This window comes from Pseudoalteromonas sp. BSi20311, from assembly GCF_000239875.1.
Classification (GTDB): Bacteria; Pseudomonadota; Gammaproteobacteria; order Enterobacterales; family Alteromonadaceae; genus Pseudoalteromonas.
This window is the reverse complement of sequence record NZ_BADU01000100.1, coordinates 1-16,177: the sequence shown is the minus strand read 5'-3', so window position 1 is coordinate 16,177 and position 16,177 is coordinate 1. Positions and strand designations below refer to the sequence as shown.

Sequence of the window (16,177 nt, the reverse complement as noted above, 5' to 3'; positions counted from 1 at the left end):
TTGTCTGCTTTTTTATAACTAGCTGGCATTAGCCACCTAAAAGACTTAATGCGGCCTGTGGTAACTGGTTTGCCTGCGACAAAATAGTGGTACCGGCTTGTTGCATAATTTGGTTTTTAGTTAGGGTTGCTGTTTCAAGCGCGTAATCAGTATCTTGAATACGGCTACGAGAAGCTGACACGTTCTCAGATACGTTAGCAAGATTGGCAATGGTAAAACCAAAACGGTTTTGCACCGCACCTAAGTCTGCACGCTGGGCGTCAATTTGCGCTAATGCAGCATCAATAGTTTGAATTGCAGATTGAGCACCTTCACTAGTTGTACCACTAATATCAATCGCCTCCACTGATGACAATTGACTTAATGAGCTATTAAACATCTGGAGCTCATTTGCTGCTCCATCGTTTGAAATACCAATTTTGCTCGGTGATGACAAATTTATTTCCGATGTTTTTGAAGCTGTTGTTGCTCCCGCAGCAGTTCCATCAAACGTTAATCCACCAGCAGGCGTACCAACTGCTTCCATTACAGATTCAATACCATCAACACCTGTTGCTTTTAGGCTAATATTGCCTGCAGCTGGGTCATAAACAGCATCATAACCGTCAGCCACCATCTCTTCTGCTAGGCGCGCCATATCACCACCAAAAGTGCCTAAGTCATATTCATCATCGCCAATTTTTATAGTTGCATTATCGGTACTCGTTATCCCTGCGATAACAACATTTAGACGAGCCTCAGCTGTAACACCAGCCGCAGCTCCATTAATAGAATTAGCTACACCATCAGCGCCATCATTTGCTCCAATTAAAACATCAGTACCGTTGATATTCAGTGATCCAGGAGCTACAACTTCATTTGCAGCCATACTGCCTGCAGCTACTACACCAAATACAGTTCCTGGCCCATCAATTTCGTTGGAACCAATAGCATCGGCAGCAACATTACGTAAACTTACATTAATGGTTTCATTCGCATTTGCACCTACCTGAAACTGTTTAGTACCAAAAGTGCCGTCAAGTAAGCTGGTGCCACCAAATTTAGTGGTATCTGCAATTCGAGTGAGCTCTTGTTGCAGGGCTGCTACTTCTTTTTGCAGTGATGCACGGTCAACCGCACTATTTGAACCATTCGCCGATTGCAGTGATAAGTCACGCATACGTTGCAGAATATTTGCTGACTCTTGCATTGCACCTTCAGCAGTTTGCGCCATAGAAATACCATCGTTGGCATTACGCTGAGCAACCGTTAGGCCATTAACCTGAGACGTTAGTCGGTTGGCAATTTGTAAACCTGCAGCATCGTCTTTTGCGCTATTAATACGCAAACCAGATGATAGTCTCTGCATTGAGGTTTCAAGTGCCATGCTAGATTTAGATAGATTGCGTTGCCCATTAAGTGATGCAACATTTGTATTTACGCTTAAAGCCATTTTACCATCTCCTAGTTTCAATCAGAATGTGGTTCAAAATATTTAAGCAAAAACCACACTGTCTATGACTAGTTGAATGCATTACTTGTGCCAACTAATAATAAAACATTAAACCCATGTTTTATAACAACTAAATAACTTTTATTACGGTATTTAATAAATAGTGAGCATTTTTTTGACAGGAGAGAAAAAGGGGGGTGACAGTTTTTTGCCGCTTCGTTAAGGCAAGTTATTACCTATTTTTCCTAAAAGTAATAACCTGCCTTGGATGGTGTTTATAAATAATCGAATAATGAGAGTTTAGCCAAACGACCAAAAGTCGCTTGTGAGGCCTGTAAACCAGACTCATGTTTTGTGAGATCGCTAATCGCTTCAGCGGCATCAATCTCAATTAGGCTAGATCTGTTTTCTTGATTATTGATATCTAGTGCACTGTTTGAATCGGTTACACGCTCAACCACATTCATGCGTCCACCTAAACCAGCTTGTGTAAATACAATTTGTTCACTAGCATTTTTAAGCTGAATTAAACCATCCGATAATGCTTGGTTAATTTGCGCTTCATCAAGTTGTTCGTCATTTAGGCTAATGATCAAATCTTCCAGCGTATTCAATACATTTTCTTTGCTTGGTTTCTCAAGGGTGAAATCAAGCTGCCCAGGTGCTGCCCCCTCAAGTTGAATTTCCATACCTGCAAATTCAATCGGTTCATCGGTTACTTCACCCGTAACGGGTGGTACAAGAGGGTTACCATCACGTAATATTTCATATTGATCAGGCGCTGAAGGCGTTGCACCAGGGATAACATTAACGTTATAGGTATTGATCGTTGGAGAAATAAGCGGATCTGGGTCTGAGTTATAATTATCTTTATGAAAACGGTCAAACTCGCCTTGGTTTTCAACATAAACAGTTCCAGCGGTAATGCCGCCTGTTGGCGTTCCATCGTTTGAAACTACATCGAGTCGCGCATCAACTCGTTCAAATACATTAAAGCCATTATCGCTTGATTTGATCTCAACGCCTTTTGCGATCGTCACTTCGTGTTGGCCTTGATCGCCTTGATATTCGTATTTGCCATTGGTGCTATTAAATGTATAAGTTTGAATATCGTCTTGATAGCCAGAGAAAAGGTATTTCCCTCCTTCAGATTGACTATTCATTAAGTTAAGCAGTGATTTTTGCAGTTCTTTTAGTTCACTGGCAACTGAAGCCAAATCACCTTCATCTAACGAACCATTGCCCGCTCGTATAGTTAACATTTGCGCTTCTAAAATAGTGTCGTTCATACCTTGTAATAAACTTTCTTCGGTTTCTAAACGCCCTTTTAGCTGGTTAATATTTTTGGTCAGCTGCTCATTCGTTTCTATTTTATTGGTGTACAACATACCCTGAGAAATAGCTGCAGGGTTTTCAGAGGTACTCAAATATTTTTGGCCTGTAGTGACACGCTCTTGCGCACCTGCTACATTTTGTTGATTCTCAAGTATTTTATTAATGTTATTTTGATACATTAAATTATTTGATAAACGCATAATTACCTCGCCGCACTCAGTAAAGTGTCAAAAATAGAACGTGCTGCAGACAATACTTGAGCAGATGCAGCATAAGATTGCTGAAAACGCAGCAAATTAGCCGCCTCTTCATCTAAGTTTACGCCCGACAATGATTCATACCAGGCTTCTGATTGTTGTGCTAATGCATCAAATGCAGCACCGTTGGTCATTGCTTGGCTGGTCACTACCCCAACATCAGTTACCAAGCCTGCATAGGCCTGATTCAACGTTTTATGATTATCGGCTGAGGCACTTGCCACTACATTTTGACGTACTAAATCGGTATTTTGTAAATCTGCGAGCTTTTGGCCATTACGGTTATCATCAAAACCGCCTTCATTAAATTCTAAATTAAAGGTATCACCTGTAGCCGGTACACCTTCAATATTAAAGTCAAAACCATAGCCATCGTAAGGCGCTCCAGCTTGAGCGAGTATATTATTAGCAGGCGGTGTAACCGTAAACGTGGTCGTGCCATTACCGTCAGTCAGTTGATATTCGTTAGCATTAGCTGTTTTAACAATGCTAATAGGGCCATTAGCTAGCCCTAGAGGGTTACTAAAACTGCCAGTGGTTACATCGCTCACATCACCCGGTGAAATAGTACCTGTCCCTGTATTATCAAGGCCATCTGCTGTTCTAATTGGTGAGGCCAAAGCAATGTCTTCACCTCGACCACTGGTCAACGATATATTACCCGCAGCGCCACTATTGAGCTTTACCTGAAATTGATCCCCAGCATTACCGACTCCCGTTACATTAAGCTCTAAGCCAAACGATTCCCCACTAGTAATCGCTGCTGAATCGATAATGCCACTGGGTGGGATAGTTGCTAAAGAGGCTGTACCTAAAGGCTCACCTTTATTATCAATAGGCTGAATGCTCACCTCATTAGGATTACCCGTATAAGTGATCACAAAGTCACTGGCTGGTAGTTCGCTGCCTTTACCTGCCTCAACGGTTGCTGACATATTAGCTGTTCCGGTATTTGCTTGATAAACATAAGCACTGACCGTTGGAATTTCAAAAATATCTCCACCTAATTCACCATTAGCATCCATCCCTAAACGGTTTTGCTGATTAAACGAATCGGCAAGTGCAATGCCCATCTGGCCAATTTGATTTTGTGCAGGCACCAAAATATCGTCTCTAAATGCCAATAAACCGCCAATTTTACCTTTTAATTTAGTAGGATCTATTTCCAGTGGCACAGCTTGACCGCCATTTACATCTAAACGTAACTCTTTAAAATTGGCATCTGGATCGCCACTAATCGAGAACAAGTTGAATGACCCATTTTGCATAACAACCGCTTCACCTGAGCCCATAAATACTTGTTTTTCACCATTGGGGCCATCGAGTGTTTCTATATCAATCAGTTCAGATAAATCACGTATTGCTTTATCACGCTCATTATAAGCTGAGCTCGCATCCGCTTCGTTCTTGGTACCATGAACACCTGCAATTTCTTGGTTCAACGAACTAATACTTTCGATTAGCGTATTCGCCTCTTCTGAAAAAATTTCTAATTGCTCATTAACCACCGCTTTTTGCTCTGAAACAATACCTGCAAGCCTGTCCATTTGATCAATCAAATTTTGCGCATCACTCATCACTAATGAACGAGCAACCGTTGATGAAGGTTGATTAAGAGCCTCTTGTACGTTATTGAACATTGAGTTGATACTAGTTGATAAGCTGTTTGATTTTTCTGAAAAGATTTGATCAACTCGACTCGCTTCACTAACAAATTGATCAAAAAAGCTTTTATTTGAGGTATCTCGGTTTAATTGCTTTTGCGCAAACTCATTCAATAATCGATACGTTTGGCCACGGCCTACCTGATTATCAATCATAGTGGTAAACTCGGTGCGCTCACGTACATACCCTTCGGTATTAACATTTGCGATGTTTTTACTTGTCGTTTGCAGTAGCTCAGCGTTAGCTCTAATGCCTGAATTAGCAATGTTTAATAAATTAAACGACATGTTACTCTACTCCTTGGCGGATCACGCTTGTGGCGATATTCTTCAATTCGTTACTGTTTAGCACTCTTTTTATTTTGTCAGCATAGTTAGGGTCGGTTGCATAACCGGCTTGCTGTAAAGAGTCTAAAAATTTGTGCGGCTTTGCTGTATTGTTTAATGCATCTTGATAGCGAGGGTTCTGCGTTAAAAAATCCACAAAATCATTCACACTATCTTTTATTGAGTCATACGCTCTAAAGCTTGCTTGCTTTTTAACTGCAGCGCCTTGCTCAAACTCTAAAGTGACCTTACTGGCTTTTTCGCCCTGCCAACTTTTATCTGACTTTATATTGAATAAATTATTTGAGCTATTGCCATCACCTTTACTGATAATATGTTTACCCCAGCCAGTTTCTAATGCTGCTTGCGCAACCATAACCGCCGGATTTAAACCAATTTTTTTAGCCGCTGTTTTTGCGTGTTCCCACACTGTACTTACAAATTCCTCAGCATTTTCAAATGTGCCAGACGCTATGTTTTGTTCGCTTTTTTCAGTTGAATCAACGAGCGGCACTTTTTCAGTGACCTTTTGGTTTTCTTGATGAGGTAAGGTGCTACCCGCACGTTGGTCACTAAAGAAATCTGACGTTGTACGAAGAACTGAGCCTGGCATAAAGTTTTTTCCATCTGGCGATAGTTGCTGCACAATTAAATCAGCAAGACCTAAAGAGCCATTTGATGAAAGCTCTGTAGCCATCTGTTGGTCGTGCATTTCTTCAAAAAACTTCACGCCACTTGCATTAAATGGGCTTTCTTTGTCTTCAAAAGCCTCATTGGCTTTACGCATACTTTTCAGTAGCATTTGGGTGAAGATAGCTTCAAATTGTGCCGCCGCTTTTTTTAACGCCGCTTTAGATGCATCGGTTGATGCATCACCGCTGTTTAAAGCATCTCGACGCAAAGAGTCTAAGTTGCCTAAATCAAAAAAGTTTTGCTTATCTAGATGATTTGTTTCCATCAGCTTTTTGACACAATAATTAATAATACCTAGTTAAATGCAATAATTGAGCCAAAAGAAGAGTAGCGATGAAAGGTTAAGGATGAAAGGTTAAGGGTTAAAGACCCTAGGGCTTAGGGTCTAGAATCTTATAAAACTAAATTACAACAAGCTGACCGTTAATTGCACCGGCTTCTTTAAGTGCTTCAAGAATCGCCATTAAATCGCCAGGGGCAGCGCCAACTTCATTAATAGCACGAACTAAATCATCAAGGCTGACACCTGGGTCAAATACAAAAGCACGTGAATCATCTTGATTAACGTCAATAATACTTTGTTGGGTAACCACTGTTTCCCCCTCTGCTAAAGGATTTGGCTGTGCCACATTTTGTTGCTCAGCAATGGTCACAGTAAGGCCACCATGTGTAATTGCCGCAGGTTGTAATTTTACATTTTTTCCAATAACTATAGTGCCGGTGCGTGAGTTAACAATTATTTTTGCCGAAGTATCCGCAGGCTTAAACTCTAAGTTTTCAAGAGTTGATAAATACGATACACGTTGCGAGGCATCACGAGGTGCAATAACGCGAATAGAAGCCGCATCGAGTGCTTGAGCGCTATTTGGGCCGATTAAATCATTTATGGTTTTCTCTAAACGTTTAGCAGTAGTAAAATCAGGGCGGTTTAAATTAAAGGTAATATAATCGTTTTGCATAAATGGGCTTTTAACAGCACGCTCAACGGTTGCACCATTTGGTACGCGTCCTACCGTTGGCGTATTAATCACAACGCGACTACCATCAAGGCCTTCAGCGCCTAAGCCACCTACAATTAAACTGCCTTGAGCGATGGCGTAAACATTACCATCAACCCCTTTTAGGAATGTTTGTAATAATGTACCACCGCGCAGGCTGCCTGCACTGCCAATTGATGACACGGTTATATCAATAGTCTGCCCTGGCTTTCTAAATGGAGGGAGTTCTGCATGAACAGCAACCGCTGCAACATTTTTAATTTTTGGCTTTAAACTCGCAGGTAGTGTAATACCAAAACTATTAAGCATGCCTTTAAAACTTTGCTCGGTAAAACGGCTTTGCTCTCCGGTGCCCGGTAAACCAACAACCAATCCATAGCCCACTAATTGGTTTGAGCGCACCCCTTCAACCATAGATACATCTTTAATTCGCTCAGCACTGGCAGTAAATTGCCAGCCTAGTAGCACCATAAAACAAAAAACTTTAAAACCATTCATGTTGAATGTCCTCTAAAAGGGAAACAATGAGCTACTAAAGAAACGCGTTAACCAACCCGGGCTTTGTGCCTCTTGAGTTTGACCCTTACCTGAATACTGAATACGCGCATTCGCAATACGATTAGACTCAACGGTATTATCAGCATTAACATCTTGTGGACGCACTAACCCCTCTAAGCGAATAAATTCTTCACCGGTATTTAGCGTTAGCCATTTTTCACCGCGAATCACCAAATTACCATTTGGTAATACTCGCATCACGTTAACCGAAATATCGCCAACTAGGCTGTTTGATTGATTTGATCTTGAGTCACCTTTAAACGACGCATCACTACCAACCCCAAATTGAATACTATCGCCACCAATATTAACCGGTAAACCACCTAAACCAATAACAGGATCGAGGCTAGCATCTGTTTGTTTATCTGTTTCTGTTTTAGCCGCTTTTGTGGCTTGGGTTGACTCTTGCAATTTAACCGTAATGATATCGCCTGTTCTAAGTGCTTTCTTATCGGCATATAAGTCATTCGATAATTGTGTACTGAATAAAGAGCCAGTTGCTACCACTGACTCCATATTAGGCTCTGGATACATAGGTGCATAGTAGGGATCGTCCTGCACTACTTCATTATTTTGTGTAGATACACAACCGCTTAACAGTAAAGTCCCTACTGCAAATAACATGATATTACGCATACAATCCCCCAAGACTATAATTGTTGATTGATGTAGCTCATCATTTCATCAACCGCTGAAATTACCTTTGAGTTCATTTCGTAAACTCGCTGAGTTTCAATCAAATTAACCAACTCTTCGGTCACATTTACATTTGATGTTTCAAGTGAACCTTGAATAATTGTACCTAAGCCCTCAACCCCCGGGTTACCTTGAACAGGTGCACCACTTACTGCAGTTTCGGTATAAAGGTTTTGCCCTATAGGCTCAAGGCCCGACGGATTGATAAAATCACTAATAGTAATTTGACCAATAACCACGTTTTCGGCTTGACCTTTAATGCGAACTGACACTTCACCATCTTGAGATACGGTGATTGACTGTGCATCATCAGGCACATTCATTTCAGGCTGAACAACATAACCAGCGCCCGAGGTTACAACACGCCCGTCGCCGTCGGTAGTAAACTGGCCATTACGCGAATAAGCAATATTGCCATCAGGCTGTAAAACTTCAAAAAAGCCAGGACCTGAAATCATCCAATCTAATGAATTTTCAGTGGTGAGCATATTACCTTGCGAAAAGTTTTTTTGGTTAGCCACCACCTTAGTACCCGCGCCCAACATTAAGCCTGACGGCATTTCGGTGTCTTGCGATGAGCGACCGCCTGGTTGATTAATATTTTGGTAGAGTAAGTCTTCAAAAATAGCGCGGCTTTTTTTGTAACCCACTGTACTGGCATTCGCTAAGTTATTTGATATAACCGATATATCTGTTTGTTGAGCGTCAAGCCCTGTTTTACTTATCCATAATGCTGGATTCATAATAATATCCTCACGTTATAGTTAAACGATGCGCATCAGCTGTTCTTGACGTTGATCAATCTCTTCAGCTGTTTTCATCAGTTTTACTTGTAATTCAAATTGGCGTTGATGACTGATCATATCGACCATTTCATGCACAGGATTTACATTCGATTTTTCTAATGTGCCACCTAATACTTGTACATTGGCTGATGTTTCAACTATTTGGCCTGGTTTAGCTCTAAATAAGCCATCGTTACCCTTCTCGAGTGTAGCGTTGTTTGCATCAACCACTTTTAGCCGATCAACTTCTTCTAAAAAGTTAGCCGGTGCACCTTGAGGGCGAACTTGAATAGTGCCATCTTTGCTAAATTCAATTTTTTCAATCGGTACAGGTAATATGACTGGCCCACCTTCGCCAATAACTTGACGACCGTCGCTGGTAGTCAACATTCCTTCAGCCGTTATATTTAACGAACCCACTTTTGTATAGGCTTCATTACCGGAGGCATCCTGAACACTCAGCCATGCATTATCACTCATAGCAATATCAAGGCTGCGACCTGTTTCGACAACACCGCCCGATGTCATGTTAGATCCTGGGCGCTCCTGCATAGCAAAAACACGAGTCGGCAAACCTTCACCGAAAGCCTGCATTGACCGTGCTTGCGAAAAATCAGATTTAAACCCAGTGGTATTCGCATTTGCCAAATTATTGGCTTTAAGAGCAAGCCCTTGCATGCTTTGTTTAGCGCCAGATGCCGCTATGTAGACCATTTTATCCATAACATCGACTCATTAAGAAATCTATGTATGAGTAAATGCAATATAAGTGCCAAATTAAATTTAAGTGTGAATAAGATTTTAGGAGAGGAATAAAAAAGGCTGCACTAAGCAGCCTTAGTAAATCAAAATATGATTATCTGATCTGAAGGATGTTCTGTTGAATAGTTGAGTTAACCTCAAGCGCACGAGAGTTTGCTTGGAAGTTACGCTGCGCACTAATCAAATCAACCAGCTCATTGGTTAAGTTTACGTTAGACTGCTCAAGAGCTGACGAATTAATGTTGCCTAGTGTGCCTGAACCTGGCTCACCCGCAATTGGTTCCCCCGAGGTCAAACTTTTTTTCCATGAAGTGTCACCTACTTGCTGCAAACCTTGTGAGTTTGAAAAGCGCACCATAGCTACTTGACCAAGGAAGGTTGAATCACCATTACTATAAGATGCAACTACTTTTCCATCGGTACCAATATCAATACCCGCTAAACGCCCTACTGTCGCACCATCTTGCTCAAGTGCTTTTACCTCAAAGCGGCTTGCATATTGGGTTGGTACTTTGTTAGCTGTACCAGCTTGATCTCGCCAATTGATCTCTATATCTGCAGGAAAACTAGCACCATTGGTTAGTATATTCGACAGCCCAGGAGTACCTCCTCCGCCAGCAACTACAGACAAAGGATTAAAAGTATTAGCTACATTAGCTGTTGTTGTGCCATTTACAGTTGTGGTCGAAGGTAAACCGCTCGAATCAAATTTAAACGTACTAATAGGCTCAAACGGAAGAGCTGGTGTTCCATCCTGTTCAACGCCATCACTACCAAAAGATTTGCCATCAAGCGTAGCATGCACATCCCATTGATTTTCATCACCAGGGACTGATGGATCGTTCTTCACAAAGAAAAACTGAAGCACGTGAGGTTCACCCAAAGAATCATAAACAGTTGTTGATGTTGATGAATTATATGTTGCGCTTTCAGTAGGATTAAAAGGAAGCGTTGGCGCGTCTGCACGGGAGTCTAAATTAAATGAGCTGTAAACACTAGAGGTCGCACGTGGAGAACCCGACGAGTCAGGTATTTGCAAAGCAGAAGAAGTACTCAAGCTCACAGAGGTAGTATCACCAGTTGCTTCGTCAACGGGGAACCCTTGTAAAAAATTACCTTTAGCATCGACAACAAAGTTATCTTTGTTCAGCTTAAATGCACCTGCTCGCGTGTAGGTAAAATCTTGGGCTCCCAAGTCTTGGCTCATAGCAAAGTAACCTTCACCGGTAATCGCTAAATCCAGTGAGTTATTAGTAAACTGTAATGAGCCTTGATGAAATTGCTGGGCAACCATGGTGGTTTGTACACCATCACCATTTTTAGTTTTACCTGCACTAAATACTGATGAAGCATATACATCAGCAAATTCAGCACGTGACTCTTTAAAGCCTGTGGTATTTACGTTGGCAATGTTATTGGCGGTAACATCCAAATCTTTTTGTGCGGCAGCAAGGCCTGTTAATGCAATATTGAAGCTCATAATTAACCTCTAACCTAAAAATATTTAGCCTGATGGCTAAAAAATACATAAAATCTATTACGCGATTTCTGCGACATCAGTCAGCCTAACCGCACCTTCTTTGGTATTAATAATAATGCCGCTTGAGCCATTAATATTAACACTCTCAATATTTTTGAATGAAGCAATTGGGAGGCTTGAAAATTCGCCATCCGTACTGCCTTCAGCTTTAACCTTGTATTCACCAGGAGGAAGCCGCTCACCCGCTTCATTTTTACCATCCCATGCAAAGCGCACTGCACCTGCAGGCTGAGTACCTAAATCAATGGTTTTAACTAACTGCCCTGATGCATCTTCAATACGAAGTGTTAAATTATCTACCGGCTTTTCAGCAACAATAGCTCCCTTAACCTCACCCGACTCATTTAGCTCAAGCGTGTCAGACTCCAGCAGTGCTTGCTTACCAACCAGTGTTGATGCTTGCAATGCCGAATTTGATGTCATCGATGCGGCTAAAGACTCAAAATTAGAGTTTAAATTTGAGATCCCTTCAGCCATAGTAAAGTTTGTCATTTGCGCAATCATCTGATCATTATCAGCTGGTTTGCTTGGATCTTGATATGACAATTGCTGTGTTAACAACGAAAAGAAATCTTCTTGGGTTAACGCATCACTTTCCTCTTTTTTTGGCACTTGCTTATCTTGCCAACGTAAAGAGTCCATGTAGGATGAAGAAGTGCTAATATCGTTACTCATGAGCTACCCTCAGTTACCGCTGACCTAGCAGCAGTGTTTTACTTAACATTTGCTTAGCTGCATCAGCAACTTGAACATTTGTCTGATAAGAGCGAGATGCAGAAATCATATTTGCCATCTCCTCAACAACATTCACGTTGGGTTTATAAATATAACCATTTTCATCCGCACTGGGATGGTTTGGGTTATATTCAATTTGTAGTGGTTTATCACTCTCAACCACTCCTAACACTTTCACACCAACGGCAGAGCCCTGTGGGTTGCTTGCTGACGCTGACGCTTTTGTTAGCTCCGCAGCAAATACAGGTTGTCGCGCTCGGTACGTCTCATTTTGTGAAGAGCTAATTGTATTGGCATTAGAGATATTACTTGCGGTGGTATTTAATCGCACGTTTTGTGCACTCATACCAGAACCAGCAATATCAAACACATTATATAAACTCATAATTAGGCTCCTTGACTACCGAGGGCTTTTTTCAGGCCTTTAAACTTACCATTAAGAAACTGGACACTGGCCTGATACTCCATAGCATTCTGTGTATACAAGTTTCGTTCCACCTGTATATCAACCGAGTTACCATCACCTGTATCTGTTTGATTTGGCGTACGAAATAATTCATTACCACCTACGCTTCGGGTACCACCGGCAATGTGTTTTTCATTGGTTCTTACCATGCTATTGCCGCTTAGTTGGTTAGACTTTGCCGTTTTTAATGCTGAGGCAAAGTCGATATCTTTTGCTTTATAGCCGGGCGTATCAGCATTTGCGATATTAGTAGCGAGCATTTCTGCTCTTTGCGAACGGATCAACATCGCATGCGGATGCACGCCTAATGCTTTATCAAAACTGATAGCCATAACTACCTCCAAAAAATTGACTCAGTACCGATAAAGCAATAAATGAGCCAGCAGTGAAAATAGTGATGATAAAAACAAAAAACGACGCAATAGGCGTCGTTTAGAGGAGGGATAATATATTAATGAAGGTCATTTCTTTTGATAAATGATACCAGGGTTACAACGCACCATATCAAAGTCAGTACTTAAACCAGACATAGACTCCGACGCACCTAAAAATAAATACCCCTTAGGGTTAAGTGCTTGAGAGAATTGTGCAATTATTTTGGCTTTCACCTCAGGTGAAAAGTAAATTAAAACATTACGGCAAAATATAATATCGAACTTACCCATTAAAGCGTACGAATCGAGCAAATTTAAATGCCTAAAGCTCACTTGCTTTTTCAATGAATCAACCACTTGTGCCATACCATTGCCGCTGTCTTTAAAAAACTTTTTACGACGTTCAGCAGAGAGTCCGCGAGCCAATGCCAATGCATCATATTCAGCATGTTTACACATATCAAGCATGGTATTTGATATATCTGTACCAATTATTTGTGCACCCATTTTTAAAACACCAGGGCTGCTGGATTGAAACTCAGCAACCGACATCGCTATTGAGTAGGGTTCTTGTCCTGATGAGCTCGCCGCAGACCATATTTTTAATGGCCTATTTAACGTTTTAAACTCAGGGAATAATCTGGTTTTAAGTAACTCAAACGGATATTGATCTCTAAACCACAATGTCTCATTGGTTGTCATGGCATCAACAACGGCTGCGCGCAACTGGCGCTCATGCACACCGAGAGTTTTACTTACCAATTCAGACAACGATTCAACATTAAATCGAGACATTAATGGTGCCAAACGGCTCTTTACCAAATACTGCTTATTTTCACCTAAAACAATACCGCACTGTTGCTCTAAAAATAAGCGAAATTGATCGTATTCTTTTTGCTGCAAATCTTTATTAGTCAAATCAATAACACCTGTGTTTATTAATCACAATGAACCCACTTATTAACGGCTGTAGCAAGCTCGTCTGGGTTAAATTTTGCAATAAAATCGTCAGCACCTACTTTTTCAATCATTGCTTGATTGAAAACACCGCTTAAAGATGTATGTAAAATAACATGAAGTGGTGCAAGTTTAGGATCGGCTTTAATCTCTGCAGTGAGTGTATAGCCATCCATTTCTGGCATTTCTACATCAGAAATTAATAACCCTACACGCTCTGTAATATCATTAACGCAATCAAGCTCTGCAATTTCTTTTAGTCTTCTTAGAGCTTCTTTACCATTTTTAGCAAGCTCAGTAGTAACACCTAAAGGCTCTAGCGCTCGTTTAACCTGATTTCGTGCCACGGCCGAATCATCGGCAATAAATACAATTCTTTCACCTAGGTCTTTTTGTATATTTCCTTGAGCAGCAACATCATCACTCACGGTAGTATTCACTGGGCAAATTTCGTTTAAGATTTTTTCTACGTCAAGTATTTCTACCAGTTCATTTTCAATTTCAGTGACGGCTGTTAAATAAGAATAGCGACCCGCACCTGATGGCGGTGGCATTATTTTTTCCCAGTTCATATTAACAATTCGCTCAACACCACCAACTAAAAAGCCCTGCACTGTGCGGTTATATTCTGCAATGATAATAAAGCCATCCTCTATGCTTTTTATAGGTCGCCCACCTACGGCCATAGATAAATCAATCACAGAAATAGTTTGGCCTCGAATATGCGCTACACCACGAATATAAGCGTTAGATTTTGGCATGCTCGTTAATGGAGGACATTGAAGAACTTCTCTCACCTTAAACACATTAATGCCGAAGCGCTGACGCCCGTTAAGCTTAAATAACAATAATTCCAAGCGGTTTTGCCCAACCAACTGAGTACGCTGGTTTACTGAGTCTAAAATACCGGCCATTTAAATCTCCTAAGAAAACAAATATAAGGAACGATAATTGCTTTCAATTAATAAAGCGTCATAACACAACGGGGGCGTCTAAATTCTGACGCAAAATATTTATACCCTGTTTGCAACCATAAGCATAGTCGAAACATTATGAGTTTGTTAAAAAAAACCAGAAGATACAGTGTTTTTTATTTTCTTGCTAGCCTCTGCTTCACTTTGCCACTAAAGGCTCAAGTATTTAGCAAAGAATCGCTTCAAGAAATGGCTGTATCTTATGTTGCTCAAAAAGCAGTAGCTACAAATGATAACAAAATACAGTTTAGCGCATTACCGTTAGACAGCCGTATACCTGATCGTCAGTGTAACTCTGAGCCAGAGTTAGTAACGCCAAGCGAGCCCCCTTTTAATCGTCAAGTCACCATTCAAATAAAATGTAACGATAGTGACAACTGGGCACAATACGTTCATGTGAGAATCACTGAATCAGCACCTGTTGTTGTTGCAACTACTAATTTAGCACGAGGTGAAGTAATTACTCCATCCCATTTAAGTATTGATATGCGTCCTGCGCACTTTATACGTGTTCAGTACCTTGATGATCCTGCGCTACTTATTGGTAGCCGCAGTAAACGTAATATTCGTGAAGGTATGCCTGTGCTGCTAAATCAAATTTGTATGGTTTGCAAAGGCGACTCTGTCAACATTTTTGCTAATATTAAAGGGTTAAGAGTAAAAACGACGGGTGTTGCATTAGAGGATGGAACCTTAGGTGAACAAGTACGGGTAGAAAACAAAAAAACAGGTAAAGTTTTAAATGCACGAGTAGATGGTGTAGAGTCTGTGCAAGTAAATATTTAATGTAAATTTATGCTAAAGTATCTTTAGTAAATGCCGATAAATAGGCATCAGTTGGGTAATAAACGGGTTTTATCATGGTCGGTCAAGTAAATAAATCAAATCAACAGCCTGGTGTTTTAACGAACACTCAACAGCAAAAAGTTGATTTAAAAAGAGATAATGCAAATACACAGGCTGCACAAACGCCTTCACCTAAGGCTGCAAGTGACTCGGTGAGCTTAACACCGCAAGCCAAGCAACTAAAATCTTTGCAAGAAAAAGCAGAGCAGTCTTCTGGTTTTGACAGTAATAAAGTTGCTGAACTTAAAAAAGCTATTACCGAAGGCAGGTATCAAATAGATAGTGAGAAGCTTGCCAAAAATTTAGCAGATTTCGAGTTTAATGTTTATGGCTGATCACAATAGTTTAATTACGATTAAACTAAACGAACAAATTAATTGTTTAACAACCTTGAGTGAGCTTCTTACTCAAGAGCTTAATGCTATTGCTTCTCGTCGAGGCGAAGGTTTAAAAGAAATTGCCCAACAAAAAATGTCTTTTTTAACCAGCATAAGCACCCTAGATAAAGAACTTAGTAAACTGATTGCCAGTAATGATCAGCAGACAGATGAAAACGCTGACTTAATAAAGCTGACCAGAACCAAGCTTGAGCAATGTCAAAAACAAAATGAAGTTAACGCTCACGCAGCCCATCAGGCACAGTTAAGTGTAAAACAGTTGAAAGGTATTTTAATTGGTGCGCCATCATCGATGACCTACGACCAAGCTGGCAGCGTTGTAAATACTGATAACAGTATTGTACGTAACTTAAAAGCCTAAAAAGAACAGCCATAAAAAA

At 40.7% G+C, this 16,177-nt stretch carries 17 protein-coding genes; 3 read left to right on the top strand and 14 right to left on the bottom strand.

The genetic code is table 11. The annotated features are described in order from the left end of the window. Positions 1-28: 28 nt before the first annotated feature. From P20311_RS11880 to P20311_RS11815, 14 genes are all read right to left on the bottom strand, one after another. Complete coding sequence (locus P20311_RS11880; protein ID WP_008113080.1) at positions 29-1,432, bottom strand: flagellin; 1,404 nt, start codon at positions 1,430-1,432, stop codon at positions 29-31. A 275-nt stretch (positions 1,433-1,707) separates the two neighbouring features. Beyond that, a complete protein-coding gene (gene flgL, locus P20311_RS11875; protein ID WP_008113078.1) occupies positions 1,708-2,967 on the bottom strand; it encodes a flagellar hook-associated protein FlgL in 1,260 nt (419 codons plus the stop codon). Positions 2,968-2,969: 2 nt separating this feature from the next. Next, positions 2,970-4,976, bottom strand: a complete 2,007-nt coding sequence (gene flgK, locus P20311_RS11870) for a flagellar hook-associated protein FlgK (protein WP_008113077.1) — start codon at positions 4,974-4,976, stop codon at positions 2,970-2,972. Between the two features lies 1 nt (position 4,977). After that, positions 4,978-5,973 carry a flagellar assembly peptidoglycan hydrolase FlgJ gene (gene flgJ / locus P20311_RS11865; protein WP_008113076.1) on the bottom strand — a complete coding sequence of 332 codons (996 nt, stop codon included), beginning with the start codon at positions 5,971-5,973 and terminating at the stop codon, positions 4,978-4,980. A gap of 136 nt (positions 5,974-6,109) precedes the next feature. Next, entirely contained in the window at positions 6,110-7,204 is a 1,095-nt protein-coding gene (locus P20311_RS11860; protein ID WP_008113075.1) for a flagellar basal body P-ring protein FlgI, read from the bottom strand. A gap of 12 nt (positions 7,205-7,216) precedes the next feature. Next, positions 7,217-7,900, bottom strand: a complete 684-nt coding sequence (flgH, locus tag P20311_RS11855) for a flagellar basal body L-ring protein FlgH (RefSeq protein ID WP_008113074.1) — start codon at positions 7,898-7,900, stop codon at positions 7,217-7,219. Positions 7,901-7,914: 14 nt separating this feature from the next. Next, the gene (gene flgG, locus P20311_RS11850) at positions 7,915-8,703 is read right to left on the bottom strand and encodes a flagellar basal-body rod protein FlgG (protein WP_008113073.1); all 789 of its coding nucleotides are present in this window, start codon (positions 8,701-8,703) and stop codon (positions 7,915-7,917) included. Positions 8,704-8,724: 21 nt separating this feature from the next. Further along, positions 8,725-9,468, bottom strand: a complete 744-nt coding sequence (locus P20311_RS11845; protein ID WP_008113072.1) for a flagellar basal body rod protein FlgF — start codon at positions 9,466-9,468, stop codon at positions 8,725-8,727. Positions 9,469-9,601: 133 nt separating this feature from the next. Next, complete coding sequence (gene flgE, locus P20311_RS11840; RefSeq protein ID WP_008113071.1) at positions 9,602-10,987, bottom strand: flagellar hook protein FlgE; 1,386 nt, start codon at positions 10,985-10,987, stop codon at positions 9,602-9,604. Between the two features lie 57 nt (positions 10,988-11,044). Continuing rightward, positions 11,045-11,722: a flagellar hook assembly protein FlgD gene (locus tag P20311_RS11835; protein ID WP_008113070.1), complete on the bottom strand. Its 678-nt coding sequence runs from the start codon at positions 11,720-11,722 to the stop codon at positions 11,045-11,047. 13 nt (positions 11,723-11,735) lie between these two features. Then, a complete protein-coding gene (flgC, locus tag P20311_RS11830) occupies positions 11,736-12,167 on the bottom strand; it encodes a flagellar basal body rod protein FlgC (RefSeq protein WP_008113068.1) in 432 nt (143 codons plus the stop codon). A gap of 2 nt (positions 12,168-12,169) precedes the next feature. Then, positions 12,170-12,580: a flagellar basal body rod protein FlgB gene (gene flgB, locus P20311_RS11825; RefSeq protein WP_008113066.1), complete on the bottom strand. Its 411-nt coding sequence runs from the start codon at positions 12,578-12,580 to the stop codon at positions 12,170-12,172. A 129-nt stretch (positions 12,581-12,709) separates the two neighbouring features. After that, the gene (locus tag P20311_RS11820; protein ID WP_008113064.1) at positions 12,710-13,540 is read right to left on the bottom strand and encodes a protein-glutamate O-methyltransferase CheR; all 831 of its coding nucleotides are present in this window, start codon (positions 13,538-13,540) and stop codon (positions 12,710-12,712) included. 20 nt (positions 13,541-13,560) lie between these two features. Beyond that, positions 13,561-14,493, bottom strand: coding sequence for a chemotaxis protein CheV (locus tag P20311_RS11815; protein WP_008113063.1), 933 nt, complete (start codon positions 14,491-14,493; stop codon positions 13,561-13,563). A 138-nt stretch (positions 14,494-14,631) separates the two neighbouring features. Between P20311_RS11815 and flgA the strand changes: the two genes are divergently transcribed. The 3 genes from flgA to flgN all read left to right on the top strand — a co-directional run bounded on the left by flgA (position 14,632) and on the right by flgN (position 16,158). Further along, positions 14,632-15,339: a flagellar basal body P-ring formation chaperone FlgA gene (flgA, locus tag P20311_RS11810; protein ID WP_164487126.1), complete on the top strand. Its 708-nt coding sequence runs from the start codon at positions 14,632-14,634 to the stop codon at positions 15,337-15,339. Positions 15,340-15,413: 74 nt separating this feature from the next. Beyond that, positions 15,414-15,734: a flagellar biosynthesis anti-sigma factor FlgM gene (gene flgM / locus P20311_RS11805; protein WP_008113060.1), complete on the top strand. Its 321-nt coding sequence runs from the start codon at positions 15,414-15,416 to the stop codon at positions 15,732-15,734. Beyond that, entirely contained in the window at positions 15,727-16,158 is a 432-nt protein-coding gene (gene flgN / locus P20311_RS11800) for a flagellar export chaperone FlgN (RefSeq protein WP_036932872.1), read from the top strand. Before flgM ends, flgN begins: the two co-directional genes overlap by 8 nt. Positions 16,159-16,177: the final 19 nt, after the last annotated feature.